The sequence below is a fragment of the Bremerella cremea genome (assembly GCF_003335505.1).
Classification (GTDB): Bacteria; Planctomycetota; Planctomycetia; order Pirellulales; family Pirellulaceae; genus Bremerella; species Bremerella cremea_A.
Genome location: NZ_QPEX01000046.1, coordinates 195452 through 210940, shown reverse-complemented (window position 1 = coordinate 210940; position 15489 = coordinate 195452). Strand labels below are relative to the sequence as shown.

11 protein-coding genes are annotated in these 15489 nt (G+C 53.2%); 4 read left to right on the top strand and 7 right to left on the bottom strand.

Annotated features, from left to right (window positions below; genetic code table 11):
• Positions 1 to 378: 378 nt before the first annotated feature.
• The gene (locus DTL42_RS24640; protein ID WP_114373332.1) at positions 379 to 4329 is read left to right on the top strand and encodes a DUF7133 domain-containing protein; all 3951 of its coding nucleotides are present in this window, start codon (positions 379 to 381) and stop codon (positions 4327 to 4329) included.
• 59 nt (positions 4330 to 4388) lie between these two features.
• Here DTL42_RS24640 and DTL42_RS24635 read toward each other — a convergent pair whose 3' ends face one another.
• The gene (locus DTL42_RS24635; protein WP_425305534.1) at positions 4389 to 5432 is read right to left on the bottom strand and encodes a TIGR00730 family Rossman fold protein; all 1044 of its coding nucleotides are present in this window, start codon (positions 5430 to 5432) and stop codon (positions 4389 to 4391) included.
• Positions 5433 to 5794: 362 nt separating this feature from the next.
• On the opposite strand from DTL42_RS24635, the gene DTL42_RS24630 reads away from it, so the two are divergent.
• Positions 5795 to 6154, top strand: coding sequence for an STAS domain-containing protein (locus tag DTL42_RS24630; protein ID WP_114373330.1), 360 nt, complete (start codon positions 5795 to 5797; stop codon positions 6152 to 6154).
• On the opposite strand, the gene DTL42_RS24625 is transcribed toward DTL42_RS24630, so the two are convergent.
• The 3 genes from DTL42_RS24625 to DTL42_RS24615 form a co-directional block, all read right to left on the bottom strand.
• Positions 6151 to 6444, bottom strand: coding sequence for a (2Fe-2S)-binding protein (locus tag DTL42_RS24625; RefSeq protein ID WP_114373328.1), 294 nt, complete (start codon positions 6442 to 6444; stop codon positions 6151 to 6153). The two genes, DTL42_RS24630 and DTL42_RS24625, sit on opposite strands and share 4 nt — an antisense overlap.
• The gene (locus DTL42_RS24620; protein WP_114373325.1) at positions 6441 to 7631 is read right to left on the bottom strand and encodes a M20/M25/M40 family metallo-hydrolase; all 1191 of its coding nucleotides are present in this window, start codon (positions 7629 to 7631) and stop codon (positions 6441 to 6443) included. Before DTL42_RS24620 ends, DTL42_RS24625 begins: the two co-directional genes overlap by 4 nt.
• Before the next feature lie 75 nt (positions 7632 to 7706).
• Positions 7707 to 8411 (bottom strand): response regulator transcription factor, encoded by a 705-nt coding sequence (locus tag DTL42_RS24615; RefSeq protein WP_114373323.1) that lies wholly within the window; start codon positions 8409 to 8411, stop codon positions 7707 to 7709.
• 354 nt (positions 8412 to 8765) lie between these two features.
• On the opposite strand from DTL42_RS24615, the gene DTL42_RS24610 reads away from it, so the two are divergent.
• A complete protein-coding gene (locus DTL42_RS24610; RefSeq protein WP_158545541.1) occupies positions 8766 to 10259 on the top strand; it encodes a GGDEF domain-containing protein in 1494 nt (497 codons plus the stop codon).
• A 495-nt stretch (positions 10260 to 10754) separates the two neighbouring features.
• Positions 10755 to 12599 carry a mechanosensitive ion channel family protein gene (locus DTL42_RS24605; protein WP_114373319.1) on the top strand — a complete coding sequence of 615 codons (1845 nt, stop codon included), beginning with the start codon at positions 10755 to 10757 and terminating at the stop codon, positions 12597 to 12599.
• Positions 12600 to 12604: 5 nt separating this feature from the next.
• Here DTL42_RS24605 and DTL42_RS24600 read toward each other — a convergent pair whose 3' ends face one another.
• The 3 genes from DTL42_RS24600 to DTL42_RS24590 all read right to left on the bottom strand — a co-directional run bounded on the left by DTL42_RS24600 (position 12605) and on the right by DTL42_RS24590 (position 15426).
• Complete coding sequence (locus DTL42_RS24600; protein WP_114373317.1) at positions 12605 to 13393, bottom strand: class I SAM-dependent methyltransferase; 789 nt, start codon at positions 13391 to 13393, stop codon at positions 12605 to 12607.
• A gap of 159 nt (positions 13394 to 13552) precedes the next feature.
• A complete protein-coding gene (locus DTL42_RS24595) occupies positions 13553 to 15031 on the bottom strand; it encodes a M56 family metallopeptidase (protein WP_114373315.1) in 1479 nt (492 codons plus the stop codon).
• Positions 15031 to 15426 (bottom strand): BlaI/MecI/CopY family transcriptional regulator, encoded by a 396-nt coding sequence (locus tag DTL42_RS24590; RefSeq protein ID WP_114373313.1) that lies wholly within the window; start codon positions 15424 to 15426, stop codon positions 15031 to 15033. Before DTL42_RS24590 ends, DTL42_RS24595 begins: the two co-directional genes overlap by 1 nt.
• Positions 15427 to 15489 lie beyond the last annotated feature (63 nt).

Here is a 15489-nt window from a genome sequence, read left to right as displayed (position 1 = left end):
AGAATGCACCGATTTTCATAGGCTTATCATATCCCATCATTGCTAGCAATGAAGGTTTGTGGCCCATTTGATGCAGATTTCCTAAATAGTCCCAACCGAATCGTAAACAGATCAAAAAACAGGGTCAATAACAGCCTAATGGCGCCCAGATCTGGTTTGGGAGGAATCACTCACTTTGGTGGGCTCATATTCTGGGGGGCAAGCACTGTCACTGCATGCCGCTACGGTAAATTTTGCCAGTTGCTCCGGTTTTGTTGATTTTGCCGGCTCTGGTTCCCGATCTAACGAAAGAAGGATCAGGCTTGATTGCGCCTCGTTGTCGCCGGTCTCGGCTTCCCGCAACGAGGATAAGGTTACGTAGCTGGTAAGAGTTGTACGATGTTGACTGCCAACAAATCACTTTGCGTATTGCTTCTCGTCACCGTCTTCGCGGCACAGGGACGTCTTGCCCTGGCCCAGACACCGGCAAACCAACCGCAATGGATTTGGGCTCCGCAGCATCAAAAAGACAAAATACCGGAGTCTTCTTGCTATTTCCGCAAGAGCATCAACATCAAGCAAATGACCGGTGGTCAATTTATGATCGCCGCTGACGACGAATACGAGCTGTGGATCAACGGCAAAAAAATCGCAGAAGACAATAATTGGCGAAATCGAAAGCGGTACGACATATCGCAGTACCTCAAAATCGGCGACAACGTTTTTGCGGTTCAAGTTCGCAATACCCAGGGCAGCAGCGCCGGTTTGCTGGCGGAAATCACCATCTTTGGCTCGAACAACCAAAAGGTGAGCTTCCCTTCCAATGCGAGTTGGAAAAACGATTTACGTCCATTCCCGCTGTGGCAATCGACTTTCTATAGCGATTCGCGCTGGGGGGGATCGCAAGAGTTCGGTCCGGCTGACTCAACTGCGCCCTGGGCAACCGGCAAGCCGCACCTGGCTTCCTCTGGACCTCCGGTTCCGCCAGAGCCGACGTTCGCCGAGAAAACCAAACCGTCGCAACGCCCGATCGAAGCGAAGCCGATTTCAACCAAGAAACAACCAGAAGTCGTCGTCGCTCCTTCGGCTGAGACGTCGCCGGAAGCGAAGCCGGCTCCAGAAGAATCTCGCTTTCGCATCTTGCCGGGGTTTGCCATTCAAGAGGTGCTTTCGGCAGAGAAAACCGGCGCCCTTATCTCGATGACATTCAACGAATTCGGCAACATCATCGCCTCGAAAGAAGGGGGCGACCTGATGCTGCTGTACGATACCAACGACGACGGCATCGTCGATTCGATGCGGACCTACAACGATACCGTTAAGAACATCCAAGGCATCCTGCCTCTTAATGGCGATGTGTTTGTTGTCGGCGAAGGCTCGGAAGGAACCGGCCTCTACCGGCTGAGCGATACCGACCAAGATGGCAAGGTCGAGGAAGTCGCCACCCTGGCAAAGTTCAATGGAGCAATCGGGGAACATGGGCCGCACGCGTTGGCCTTGGGACCGGACGGCTTAATTTATATGGTCGCCGGTAACGATACCCGGCTCGACTTCGATATCTCGGAAACCAGCCCGCATCGCCACTTCTATGAAGGGGACCTCGTACCGCGCTTTGAGGACCCAGGCGGTCATGCGGTCGGAGTTAAAGCTCCCGGCGGGATGGTTTTGCGAACCGATATCGAAGGCCAAAACATCGAAGTTGTTGCGGGCGGTATTCGCAATGCCTACGACCTGGCATTCAATCGCAACGGCGATTTGTTCATCCACGATAGCGATATGGAATGGGACGAAGGGCTCGTCTGGCATCGCCCTACCCGGATTTACCAGGTTGCTCCTGGTTCCGATTTCGGCTGGCGAAGTGGCTGGGCGAAATGGCCAAATTACTATCCTGATTGCGTGCCACCCATTTTGGAAACCGGAGCAGGCTCGCCCACCGGTGTAGTGATTTACGATCACTTCAAGTATCCCGCTAAATATCAGAACCGCTTGTTTGTCACCGACTGGGCCAATGGTCGGATCAGTACCGTGGAATTGATCAAAGAAGGCGCTGGTTACACCGCCCAAAGCGAAGCGCTGCTCGAAGGGAAGCCGATGAACGTGACCGACCTGGAAGTCGGCCCGGATGGTTGGGTTTACTTCACGACCGGCGGTCGCGGTACAGAAGGTGGCTTGTACCGAATTGTCTACAAAGGCGAACTTTCGGAAGGGGCTCAGAACCTGGGCGAAGGCATTGCCCAAGCGATTCGTTATCCTCAACCACAAAGTGCCTGGGGCCGTCAGAAGATTGCTGAAATTCAAGCTGGCCTGGGTGATTCGTGGAGCTCACAAGTTCAAGGAGTTGCGATCGCGGAAGAGAATCCGGCCAACTATCGCACTCGCGCTTTGGATTTGATGCAACTGTACGGGCCAACGCCAAGTTTGGCGATGCTGCTGGACTTGACCAAGGACGATAACGACGAGGTTTGCCAAAAGGCGGTTGCACTGCTTATCAACTATCCTGGCGAAGAGGCCACCGCACGCTTGAAAGAGTTGTTGACGCACGATAGTTCCGCCGTGCGAGCAGAAGTGTGTGAAACGTTGGCTGAAATTAATGGCAAAGTCACTCTTGAAGAACTGCGTCCCCTACTGACCGCTGATGATCGTCGCGAAGTATATGCGGCGCGACGCTTGCTAGAAACGCAGCCGGTGGCTGATTGGATTGAACTGGCATTAAATGCCGATTCGGCCAAGCTGTTTAATGCTGGTTGTGTCGCAGCGCTGGTAGCTCAGCCTTCTCGGGAAATGGCAATTCAAATTGCTCAACGAGCTCAAAAGCGATTGGACGACTATCTAAGCGACGACGAATTTCTGTCGATGCTTCGTGTGATTCAGCTTGCCGTTCACCGAGGTGATCTGCAAGATGCCGACGTGCCAGGCCTGGCTGATCGGATCGCCAACGAGTTCCCCGCAGGCGATCATCGCATGAATCGCGAGCTGATTCGCACGTTGGCTCACTTCCATGTTTCCAATATCACTGACCGCTACATCGCTCATCTCGACAGCGACATCCCCGCAGCCGAACGGCTGAACCTGGCGATGCACATGTCGTTCATCAGCGAAGGCTGGACTAGCGAACAGAAGCTGAAGCTGCTGGGGCACTTGGAAAGCGGTTTGAAGATCGAAGGGGGAGAAGGACTGCGAGGCTATATCGAAACGAGTACCAAGCAGTTCGTCAAATGCCTCAACCCGCAAGAACAGTACGTCGCCTTGTCGCTGGGGCATATGTGGCCCAATGCCGCCTTGGCAGTCTTGTTTGAGTTGCCGGAAAAACCCAGCGATGAAGTATTGGCCACGTTGCGGATGATTGATAAAGAGCTTGATGGAGACGAAACGACGGTTGCCACGCGGATGCGAAAAGGGATTGTCGCGATCTTGGCCAGCAACGGCTCGCCACAGAATATGGCCTACCTCCGCGAAGCCTTCGACCGCGAACCAGAACGCCGGGCTTCGATTGCCTTTGGTTTGGCTCAGCAAGCGGATGGAAAGAACTTTCCATACCTTGTAAAAGCGATCCCCGTATTGGAAGGCAACTTCGCCACCAATGTCGTGCAGAAGCTAAACCAGGCTTCGCAAACCGAAGACGATCCTCAGGCAATTCGCCAGTTGATTATGCTGGGCTTGCGATTGGACGATTCGGGCAAGCAGGCGGTGAGCCAACTGTTGGCAAAGTGGACCAAAGAAACGGCGGCACGTCCTTCCGATACGCCCGAGAAACAAATGACAGCTTGGCAGGAATGGTTTGCTGAATCGCACCCTGACTTGCCGGAAGCTCAACTAGTAGACGTCAAATCAAGCAACTGGAATTTGGACGAACTGCTCGACTTCCTGACTTCCGAAGAATACCACGGAGGAGACTCAGCGGCTGGGGCGATGATCTTCAAGAAGGCTCAGTGTGCGGCTTGTCACCGGATGGGAAGCGTGGGAGAAGCGATCGGGCCCGATCTGACCGATATCGCCAATCGCTTCCAGAAGAAGCAGATTTTAGAGTCGGTGCTATTTCCTTCGCACGTGATCTCGGATCAGTACGCGACCAAGCAACTCTTGACGGTTGATGGCAAGGTACTTTCCGGACTCGTTTCGACCAGCCCGAGCGGCAATTATGTGGTGATCGACAGCCAAGGCAATAAGTTCGAAGTGTTGCTGGAAGATGTGGAAGAGATGTCACCTTCGAAGGTCAGCATCATGCCGTCTGGCTTGCTCGACCAACTTACGGCGGAAGAAATCGGCGACTTGATGACCTACCTCAAGGCGAACAAGCAAAGCCAAGAAGAGCGAATCGCTGAGCGTCCAACCCGTTCAGCGATTCGATAGCCAAAAAAAATCGGCCTCGCGAGAAGAAATTTTTCCTCTCGCTTTGGGGGGATTCGTTACTACACGAATTTGCGAGATGCTGGCTCAAGGCTTTCGTCGTTGAGGCAATCGATCAGAATTCGGAGCCTTCCCAAATCTCGCCGATTAAAATGAAAAACCAAACGTGGGAGAGATTCAATTTCTGGCTCGTCCTCTTCCGCTAATGCCGAGCGAATTTCAAAATCCCCCTCGCTCAGCAAGCCGTGAAACTCCGAACGAATGGCATCTAGTAGAGACGAGCTAATCGTTTTCTGCAAGCGAATTACCAGCTTGTTGCGGACGTACCGCATGCTGTGATAGACCTTGTAAAACTTCTCGATCTCGGCGACCGCTTCGTCGACTGAATCGGTGACACGGTACAACGCGAAATCTTCCGGCGAGATCATTTCGTCATCGTGCAAGGCCGCGCGGATAAAATCATCAAGCTTCTTCCAATAGGTTCCGCCGGGAGCATCAAGAAGAACAATTGGGAAAGGATCTCGCTTACCGGTTTGCACCAGCGTAAGCACTTCGAATGCCTCGTCCAACGTTCCAAACCCACCAGGAAGGCAGACCACGGCGTCGCATTCTTTGACAAACATCAACTTCCGCGTGAAGAAGTACTTCATGTTAACGAGCTTGTCATCCCCATGAATAATGGGATTGGCTTGTTGCTCGAACGGTAGCACGATATTCAAGCCCATTGCGTTCTCGCGTCCTGCCCCGCGATGGCCTGCTTCCATGATCCCGCTACCGGCACCGGTAATCACCAGCCAGCCATCTTGCGCCATTTGTTCCGCGAACTTCACAGCCGTAATGTAATTCGGATGATCGGGCCTGGTTCGCGCGGAACCAAAGATGGTTAGCTTCCTCATGTCTCGGTAAGGAGTAAACACTTTGAAAGCGTAACGTAACTCTTTGAGAGAGCGTGCGAGTAGCTTCAGATCTCCTCGGCTGGCAGCGTCGCGTTGCAGTTTATCCGCAGTCTGGCGAATCTGATCGAGCAAGCGATTGATCTCGATCGCGCGACGGTCTTCGCTCGAGGGCAACAAGTCATCTTCATCTGTGTCGTTGAATCGATTCAAGGTTCCGGCCTCTTCTATGGGGTGAGTTTCAACATGCCAGGCAATAACCTCGTATTCAGCCCCTCTAGCGGAAGGACACCCATGCGAATAATGGCATATACCTCTTAGGATAAGTCTGGTTGGGGGCAATTTCCAAGTATACAATTGTTGTGGAATCTCTTCGGAAATATTCAAAAAGTTGAGGGGTTGTTATTACGGAGATTGGCAGATAGACTACCCGCAAGCATGGATTTGCTCGATTTGCCGGTTTTCTGTTTGACACTACGTCAATTCCTTTTCCTCAGGTGAAAACCCCGCCCACCCCAGAGGAAGTCCCTGCCTTGTGAATTCTCATTCCCGTATTAACCGGCGATTGTCAGCCAATGGTCAATATTCTGCGCCAGAGCGATATAACGATTCTCGAATTTGGTTCAGAGTACGAGAATCTTGAAGAGTCCAATCTAGGCAACGTCGTTCAGCAGATCGTCGAAGTTGTCAAGCATGCCTCACCCCCTTTGGTTGTGATCGATTTGGCTCAAACCAAATCCATAGGGGCGTTCTTCATTCAGTTTCTGATTCGAATTTGGAAACTCATTAAGAAGCGTGGGGGACACTTGGTTATTGCTGGGATTAATGATGACTGCTTGGACGTGCTGAAACGTTCCAAGATCGAATCACTCTGGCAGCGATATCCAAACCGCGAACAGGCCATGGTTGCTCTTAAAGAAGCGTGGCAAGCCTAATCGCCTGGGGGTGTTGGTTTGTCTTCGTTTTGCTTGCGCGATTTCCGCTCTTGTAGATAAGTCGCGCGCTCGCGATGGTACGCCTCGGAGTCCGGTATCTCGTTCCCCTCGGCATGTTGTTGGTTCTCGAAGATCCGTAATAGAAACGGACGACACCAGCCACAACCGGTGCCAGCCCCGCCACACTCTGAGAGTTGCGATGCGCGCCTTGGTTTTTCGATGCGGCAGAAGTTGTGTACCTTCCGCAACGTTACATGAAAACAGAGGCAAAGTTCGTCATCTGGTTTCATGAGGCACCATCTTCTCCGGTAGCAATACGCAGCGCTATTTCGCAAGCGGTGTGGAATTGAGGAATGTTAAGTCTTTCGCTGGTCATGTGAGGGTTCTGCTGACCGCACCCTAGCGAGACCGTGGGGATGCCATGGCGAAACATCCAGTTGGCATCCAGACCGCCATTGGCAATCGCATGCACCGGTTCGAGACCGAGCGATTTCAATACGCCTGAGGCGATCGTCACGTTCGGTGATTCGGTCGGCATGACGAACGGTTCGTAGTTGAGGTCGCCGTCGAACTTGACGGTGGCTTGTTCGCCTTGGTCGTTGGTGACTTCCTGGGTGGCCTCGTGAAATGCTTGTTCAAAGCGTTGTACCAGGGTTTGGATGGTTTCCTTGTTGTGGCTTCGAACTTCCGCCTGCAGACGAACGTGATCTGCCACCACATTGGTTGCGTTGCCACCTTGGATTACCCCGATGTTGCTTGTGCCTTGAAGGTCACCCAGGTCAATTTTTCCCAAAAGCCCAGCTTGATGCAATTTGGCAATCGCAACACCGGCGATCGTTACGGCGCTGATTCCTTTTTGAGGAGCGACCCCGGCGTGGCTGGCTTTGCCGTGGATGTCGATGGTCATGCGATAGCCACCGATCGCTCCAACGGTAAGTTTCACGGGATCGCTACCATCCCAGTTGAAAGCCAGTTCTGGTTCGCCAAGCTGCGCGATTTCAAGGTGCCTGGCTCCCTGTAAGCCAATCTCTTCTTGCACGGTAAACAGCAACGTTAGTGGCCCATGAGGGAGGTTCTGCTGCAGCAGTTCGGTTGCTGCGAATAGCACCGTCGCCACGCCGGCTCGGTCGTCCGCCCCGAGCCCGGTATGTTTGTCCTGAGGAACCAAATAGTCCTCGGTACGCGTGGGTCTCGAACCGACGCAAATCGGTACGGTGTCCATGTGTGCCATCAACATTCGGCGCGGTGCGTTGCGATTGCCTGGCAAGTGGACAATAAGATTGCCGGTCGTACTATCAGGCACTGGGCAGCGTGTATGAGCCGTGTCGTGTTGCATGGCCGATGCCGGCACGCCGGAGGATAAGAGTTGCTCCCGAACAAAAACTGCCACCTCGGCCTCTTCTCCACTTTTTCCGGGAATGGCCATCAAGGTTTGGACAAGTTCGAGCGCGCGTTTTTGTTGCGTCGGCGATAGCATGAGCGATATTCCATGGTGCTAGATTTCAGCTGTTCCTGAGAATCATCGTACCACAATCGCTGGCAAGAGTGCGTGCTACGTCTGGTCAGGACGTTCTACGAAGATCAACTCAGGATGCACTAAACCTTCGTTGACGGCGAAGATAAGCATCTGGTTGATTGTTTGCACGTCGATCTTAGTTTTCAGGTCGCCCACTGTTTTGTTGACGGTCCGCTCGCTGATATCGAGGGCGTCGGCGATTTCCGACTGGGTTCGCCCCAGTGCCAATTCGCGAAGCACACCCACTTCACGTTCGGTTAGTGTAGCCAAGCGAGAAACAGGAAGTCCGTCTTCTCGTTGCGTAAGACGCTTGTCGAGTTCTGGTGAGAAATACGTATTGCCGGCCGCCACATGGCGAATGGCAAAGGCCAGATTTCGGAGCGACTCGGAGTGCTTCGAGACGATTCCTGCAGCACCGACTGCTAAGCAGCGGTCGAGGTAGTTGTCTTTCGGAAAACCGGTATAGAACAGAACTTTCGTGTGCCCGTTGGTCACCCGGGCGATCTGCAAACAGGCCAGAAAGGGATCGAGCCCGTGCATGTGGATGTCCATCAAAACGACATCCGGTTTGACGGTTTCCGCCATTGCCAGCGCGGCCTGAGCGTGGGTGGTTTGACCCACAATTTGAATCGATTCGTCAGTGTCGAGTACGCGCGAAACAGCGCGCATGATGGCATCGTCGTCGTCAACAATTAAGACGCGGGGGAAACGTTGTTCGGAATTGCTTTTCGCAAGCATCATCAGTTTTTCCCTGTTTCGACTAGCAGGGGTTTCATAGCAGACGGCATCAAAGTAGGAGGAGCATTAGGGCGTCTGCGCAAATTTAGCGGCATGTATATCCCTTGTTGCAAGTATAGTTCCGATTTTCAACACGGGTTGGAAAATATCAGCATGTGCGGCTATGCGCAGGATTTCTCGAATATACGAGTTCGTAGACTATCTTCACAAAATTGCTTGACCGGGGGGGATTGTGACTTAAGTAACTGATAGAGGTTTCACTTCCCCAAGTGCGATTGCGCACAAACAGCCTCGATGGTTGCTATTCGTACAATTAGCATAACCGCTTCAATGCCCCCATTGATCGCGAATTTAGAGATGCCTGAATTCACGTTATTCCACGCTATCCAATGTGGCTTGTTCTTCGGAATTGGCTTTCTGGCTTCTACTTGGCTTAACCTATCGGGAGGCCAGAAGTCGGATGAGGATATCCCAGAGACAACGTTGGCGGACGAGCCAAGCAAAACTAGCGAACAAGACGCCGACCTGGCGGAAATGTTGCACAGTGTCGTCGAGAATGTCCAGTCGCTGGCCGACGGGATGCGGACCGATGTGCATAAGCATTCGCAATCGGTTGAACGAATCAACAACGATTTAAGCGAGATCTCCGGCGTGGAAGGTGTCGCGCGAGTGATCGCTCACTTGATCGAAGCCAACCGGCATTTGGACACGCGATTGAACGTGGCAGAAAATCGCTTGCTCGAACAATCGCACCAGTTGCGTTCGCACCGGGTCGAAGCACGTACCGATGCGTTAACAGGCTTGCCGAACCGACGCGTTTTCGATGAAGGACTGCAGCGTTTGTTTGACAATCGCCAGCGTCTGCAAGAGCCAGGCTCGCTGATCATGATCGACATTGATCACTTCAAAGAGTTCAACGATCGCTATGGGCATCCGGTTGGCGATGCGTGTCTTCAAGCGGTCGGGGAAGTGATTCGTCAGACGGTTCAGCCGTTAGGTGGTATTGCTGTGCGATACGGCGGCGAGGAGTTTGCCGTGTTGTTTCCTCAGACCGAAATCTTCGACGCGAAGGTCGCCGCTCAGCGAATCAACTACAAAATTGAGAAGCTACAAGTCAAGCTCGAGCAGACGAAGCTTGCCGTCACAGTTAGCTTGGGGGTCGCCGAACTGTTTCGCGACGACACGCCCAAGGATTGGCTGGGGCGTGCTGATCGGGCGTTATACGACGCCAAACGACGTGGTCGCAATCGCGCATGCTGGCACGATTGCCACGGGTGCCACGAGATTCCCAAGGGGGCCGATCCTGCGTGGGAAGCGGAGGAGGCTGGAGCCTCGTCGCCTCGCCAGGAGTTTCTTCGTGACGTTGATCGCCGCTTGGCAATGTTTCAACGAAAGCAACAGCCACTTGGGATGTTTGTGGTAAACATCGATCCGATCGATCAACGCGTGGCAATCACGCAAGGCGACTTCAAGCAGATTGAATCAGGCGTGCATTTGGCGATCAAGGGTTTGCTTCGTGATATGGATCATGTTTGCAAATTATCGAAGATGCAATTCGGAGCGTTGTTGCCTGGCACGGACGGAACGGCTGCTGCTTTGGTGGCTGAACGGGCCCGTAAAACGATTGGCCAATTGCAATTCGAAACCCCCAATGGGGTTGTGCAGGTGACGGTGACTTGCGGTGTGACAGAAGCGCGTGAAGGGGACAACTCCAAAGGTCTTGTGTCACGTGCCGAGTTGTGTGTGAAGCAAGGGACCGAGCAAGGGGGAAACGTGATCGTGCGTTCTCAAGATAAGTGCGATCAGGCCACAGCTGAACAGGAATCCACTACCCCTGTGATAGCAAGCTAATTCTCGAAAATCATCACGCGGAAAATGTTTCCAAGAAACGGGGTTGACCCATTTTCGGAAAACAAATAATTTGCCGCCTCACACGAACGACATGTCTTGGTTAGCGAAAGCAAACCGACGGTCGTTCGCACTTGCCATAGTGATGAGATGTTTCCTGCATAGGGAAAACCATGACGGTGGTTTTCCGCGGATCGTTAGTCAGCAGTTGGGCACGGATGCTCGGCAGGCTTGCTAGATAACTCGCATTTTGGCATCCGAATGATTCGGCTCAATTTCGACAGGATGTCGATCGCAGAACCGACCAATCGCTCCCGGAGAAGAACGGAATCCTTTGCCCCCCTGGGATCCGAACTTTCCGGGGGCCTTTTTTATTTCGAAGCAAACGAATAGCATCGAGAGTCTCTGGATGACTTCCCGCATGGTTCGCGGCGAAACTTGGTAAGCACTGGACGGCTTTCTTCACACAACGTCCTGCATAGGTTACCTCCCCCTATCATGGCCAGAAATATTCTTCGGATCTTGCTTTGCGGTTTACTGCTGTGCCAGCTAGCAGCTGTCGTCTCGGCTCAAGCTTTGTCTGAAGTAACCGGTGGAGCGACCGCCGAGAAACCGGCCGCACCACCACCAATCGACCCGAAGTTGCTTTTGCGGCAAGGCAGCCCTCGGGCGACGGTACAGACATTTCTAGATTCCTGCCAGAAAAGTGATTTCGATACGGCAATCGAGTGCATGGACTTCAGCGAGCGTCCTGAGGCTCAGAAGGCTTCGCAACGTGACTTGGCGTACGAACTCTACCAGTTGCTTTCGACCTTATGGAGCATCCATCCAGAAGAGGTACCGGATAAGACCGACCAGATTGAGGTTACGGTCTTCGGAAATGGTAAGACGGGCCGCTATGTTCCTCCGGACGACCTTGAAGATGCCCAAAAAATTACCCTTACTAAGGGAAGCGATGGTTTGTGGCGTTTTAGCGCGAAGACAATCGATGCAATCAATAAGCTGGTCACGAAATACGCTAAGCAAATTTCCAGTCGTGAGAAACTGGAAGAAGAAACCGGAAGAGGTGATTCCATGCCGAAGCCAACTTTTGCGCTTTGGTTGGAATCGCAAGTACCCCCTTACTATCGCAAAACGCAATTTCTATTGCCTACGTACCAATGGATTTGCTTATTGCTGCTGATCTTCACCGGTTACGTTGTCGACGTATTCTTCAAATGGCTACTGCATTTGATTTATGTGGTCCGTTTCTCTCGTTCCGCCTCCGATGAAGAACTGAGCGAAGCGTTTAAAAAAGCCTGGCAGCCGATCGGGCTGACGGCGATGGCGTTGGCTTGGTATGGCGGATTGTACCTGTTTCGCTTGCCCGACTTATTTCGAGCAATATTGTTTTATGGGGTGCAGTCCTTTGGGGTTGTCACGGCGATCTGGACATTCTTTCGTCTCAGCGATTTAATCGTCATCCACCTGGTCAACGCGGCTGCTCGTCGAGGAAAGAAATACGACGACCTGCTTTTGCCACTGCTAAGCAAATCGTTAAAGACGTTTGCGGTTTGTATCGGCGTGTTGATGCTAGCCGATTCGTTTAACTTGCCGATTGTCGGTCTGCTGGGCTCGTTGGGTATCGGTGGTATCGCGATTGCTTTGGCGGCGAAAGACACGCTAAGTAATATCTTCGGTTCGTTGACCGTAATGATCGATCGTCCTTTCGAGATTGGCGATTGGATTTTGACCGAAGGGGTGGAAGGCACCGTCGAGAAAATGGGCCTGCGAAGCACCAAGATTCGCACGTTCAACAACAGCTTGCTGACGGTGCCCAACAGTTTGTTGATTACGGCGAAAGTCGACAACATGGGGCGCCGCCAGTTTCGTCGTGTGAATACAGTCGTTGGGGTGCAGTACGATACCACACCAGAACAGATCGACGCGTTTTGTGAAGGCATTCGCGAACTTATTCGCCGGCAGCCGTACACCCGCAAAGACTACTATCAGGTCTATCTAAACGAGTTCAACAGCAGCTCGCTCGATATCTTGGTCAACCTTTACTTTGACTGCAACGACTGGAGCGTGGAACTACGCGAACGTCATCGCTTGTTTGTCGATATCGTACGATTGGCCAAGCGGTTGGGAGTTCAATTCGCTTTCCCGACGCAGACCATTCATCTGTATCAAGAGGAAGCAGCACCCTTCCCTGGGGCGGACGAACTACCCGAAGAATCTGGCCGCCGGGCCGCTGCCGAAATTGCCGGACCGCTACCCATGCCCAACGAACGACGCGGCCTGGTCGACTTCCCTGGTCCGCATTCTTACGAAGACATCGACACGCGGCGACGCAAGAAGTAAACGCCTTATTTCTCGCACAACGCGATCCAGCCACTTGCTCGCCAACCACCAAGCAGCCACGCATGCGGCAGCTCTCCTTGGCGATCCATGCGCAGCGGAACCAAGCGGTTGATCTTAAAGCCACTTTGTTTTAACGCCTGGGCGAACTCGTTGCGACTAAAGACGTGGAGAAAGAAGTTGGGGATGCCTCGATAGCGATAATACTTGTCGCCTCGTTCCATCCCTGGCGTGAGCCAGGCTTTAAGCAAGTGCGAGGCAAGCCAGTACGCCCCGTTGGGCTCAAAATAGTTGAACCAGAAGTTATGGACATGCACCACAAACCGTCCACCAGGTTTAAGCATGCGATGAACGTGGTCGAGGAACTGGCGGCGGTGCGGCGCGCCTTTGATCATGCCCAAGGTGCTAAACATGCAAATGGCATGATCGATTGAAGCGTCCTGGATGGCGTCGAGTTCAACCAGGTTGGCTTGCAGGCATTCGATGTCGAGTTGCTCGCTGCAGGCTTTCTCGGCGACGATACGCAGCATCTCGGGCGAAAGATCGACCGCCAAGCCACGGTTGCCACGACGCACCAGTGGAATCAGGGCCCGGGCTGTGCCGCAACCTAAATCTGCCACCAGGCCGCTGGCGGGGATGAACTGGGCAATCGTTTCTTCATCGAATTGAAAGTCGCTGCCAAACGCCAGGTCTTCGTCGTAGCCATCTGCAATCGCTGGCGATTCGATATAGTCGAGCGACCCCCGCGTTACACCAGGGGGTAGCTGCCAGCTTGGTTGAGAGGGGCGAGATGCCATGAGTTCTTCAAGGAAGTGCAAGGGCCCACGATCGGCCAGTTGTTGTTGCTAAGCACGTAATTCAAACGTGAGTAGACATTCTATCACGATTTCCAGCGATTCCGTGGGGCGAGCAAGACTAGGCGACCGTCGACGAAAAGATGTGCCGGACGTGCTGGGCTACTCCTCGTGATCATCATCGATCGTTGGCGTAGGTTCGTCCAAAAGCTCTTCCAGTCGTCGTGCTTTTCGCCTCTTGCGAGGCGATTCTTGCCGCAGCTCTTTGACTTGTTCTCGCAGAATGTGGACTTCCTGGCGTAAAGAACGCAAGACTAGCATCATGGCCTGGTCTTCTGGGTCTAGGCTTTCGAGGTCGAACTGATGGAGAGATGAAGCGTGATCCTTTGCGTCAAAGGCATCTTTTCGTGCTGCTGGGCGATGGGAATTGCGGTCTTGAGGGCGGCGTTTCCTGCGAAGGGAGCCATCTTCGGGGTGAGAATGACGCCACGAAGGCTCGACGGGAGTGCTTTCTTCTGGAGATGGCTTGTCTTCTGCATTGGCCGTGGTGCTTATCTGCGGAAAAACAATCGCCAGAATCGCCCACAAGCAAAGCGGGGCAACTATTAGTATCAAGCCGGCTGGCCAAGAGCGTTCGCCTGCTTGGGGAGAAGTCGCCCCAAGGACACGGCGAACGCGACCCAGCAATTCGCCTGATCGTTGTCCCAGAAATGGAAGTGTCAACATCGGGGAAGTGCCGGTCATTTGCCGATAGGCAACCTCATGCAGCGACTTTGCATAGTCCAAACGCTGGCCGGTGGCGGCGATTGCTAACTCGTCGCAGCACGACTCTCGTTCTCGGCGAACTTCGGCAGAAACGAGCCAAACAGCCGGATGAAAAAAGAAAACGGTCTCCATCAACCGTTGAAAAAAGTTCACCCAAAGATCGAGCCGCTTCACATGAGCCAATTCGTGCGCGAGTACCGCTTCTAGGACGTCTGGAGAGATTTCCGCCATCCAGGACACCGGCAAGAGAACCATCGGCCGCATGAGCCCGACCGTCATGGCTTGGCTAATGCGGCTTGAATAGGCAATCGGTGGCAAGTGCCAGATCTGCAAACGCTGGGCGATCTCAGAGAATTGAACCAAAACGTGCGATTCGACCCCGCTGAGACCGACACGCCGAATCCAGATGGTGCCAAGATAGCTCAGGCAAATTCGCCCGCCCAGAAGTAGAACGCCAAGCAACCAGCCAAAGATCACGTAGGGCTGATAGGTTGTTATCAGACCGGCTATGGTGAAGTGAGAGGTTACAGAAGAAGCGGTTGGCTCGAAGTGGTTGATCTCCGCGTCAGCCATGGATGCAAATGCCGACGTTTGCAGCGAGGCTCCGGGCACGTCTGTGGTCGCGGATGGCCCCTCTGAAAAATCAGCGACCGGAGGAAGCTTATCGGTATCGAGCAAGAGGTACGTTGCGAAAGGGCATAACCCCATCATCATAAGCGTTGCCAAAGCACCCAGATATCGGGCTTCTGCGGTACGTAGTGCCAGCAAGGATGCTAACAAACGCCAGAGGCAAAGCAGTAGTAACGCTTGCCAGAAAAAGTGGAGTAAGACAAAAGTCAGTTTCATCGCCACAGGACTTTGCAGCAAGCTCCACATCACTGGCCGTTCTCCTCTTCGTATTGCTCTAGAGCTTTCCGGATCTCTTCGAGTTCTAAAGCGCTCGGTTTTGATTCTTCCAAAAGGTGGGTTACCAGCGAGGGAGCGGATCCTTCAAAGACGCGTCCGAGGATGTCGCCGACAATGTCCCCCAGCGTCGACTCTTGTGGCATCCTGGCCGTGTACTGAAAGGCTCGCCCGAGCGGTTCTCGATCGAGAAGCCCCTTGTCGGACATTACGTTCATTAAGCTCATGACGGAGGTGTAAGCTCGTTTTCGTCCTTGTTGGTTTAGTTCTTCCAGAACTTCGCGCACCGTGCTTGGTCCGCGCTTCCAAAGGACTTTGAGAACTTCGAGTTCTCCGGTCGTAGGGGTATCTTGTTTGGGCCTTGCCATGTTGTTATCGGTGCCATCTCAATCGGAGAGAAAAGTATCGTCCATCAAAAGCTCTTCATCCCA

Bases quoted from the DNA above. Each gene is read 5' to 3' on its own strand.
- DTL42_RS24640 (WP_114373332.1), top strand. From the start codon at position 379: ATGTTGACTGCCAACAAATCACTTTGCGTATTGCTTCTCGTCACCGTC.
- DTL42_RS24600 (WP_114373317.1), bottom strand. From the start codon at position 13,393: ATGGCATCTCGCCCCTCTCAACCAAGCTGGCAGCTACCCCCTGGTGTA.
- DTL42_RS24630 (WP_114373330.1), top strand. From the start codon at position 5,795: ATGGTCAATATTCTGCGCCAGAGCGATATAACGATTCTCGAATTTGGT.
- DTL42_RS24610 (WP_158545541.1), top strand. From the start codon at position 8,766: ATGCCTGAATTCACGTTATTCCACGCTATCCAATGTGGCTTGTTCTTC.
- DTL42_RS24595 (WP_114373315.1), bottom strand. From the start codon at position 15,031: ATGTGGAGCTTGCTGCAAAGTCCTGTGGCGATGAAACTGACTTTTGTC.
- DTL42_RS24625 (WP_114373328.1), bottom strand. From the start codon at position 6,444: ATGAAACCAGATGACGAACTTTGCCTCTGTTTTCATGTAACGTTGCGG.
- DTL42_RS24620 (WP_114373325.1), bottom strand. From the start codon at position 7,631: ATGCTATCGCCGACGCAACAAAAACGCGCGCTCGAACTTGTCCAAACC.
- DTL42_RS24590 (WP_114373313.1), bottom strand. From the start codon at position 15,426: ATGGCAAGGCCCAAACAAGATACCCCTACGACCGGAGAACTCGAAGTT.
- DTL42_RS24605 (WP_114373319.1), top strand. From the start codon at position 10,755: ATGGCCAGAAATATTCTTCGGATCTTGCTTTGCGGTTTACTGCTGTGC.
- DTL42_RS24615 (WP_114373323.1), bottom strand. From the start codon at position 8,411: ATGATGCTTGCGAAAAGCAATTCCGAACAACGTTTCCCCCGCGTCTTA.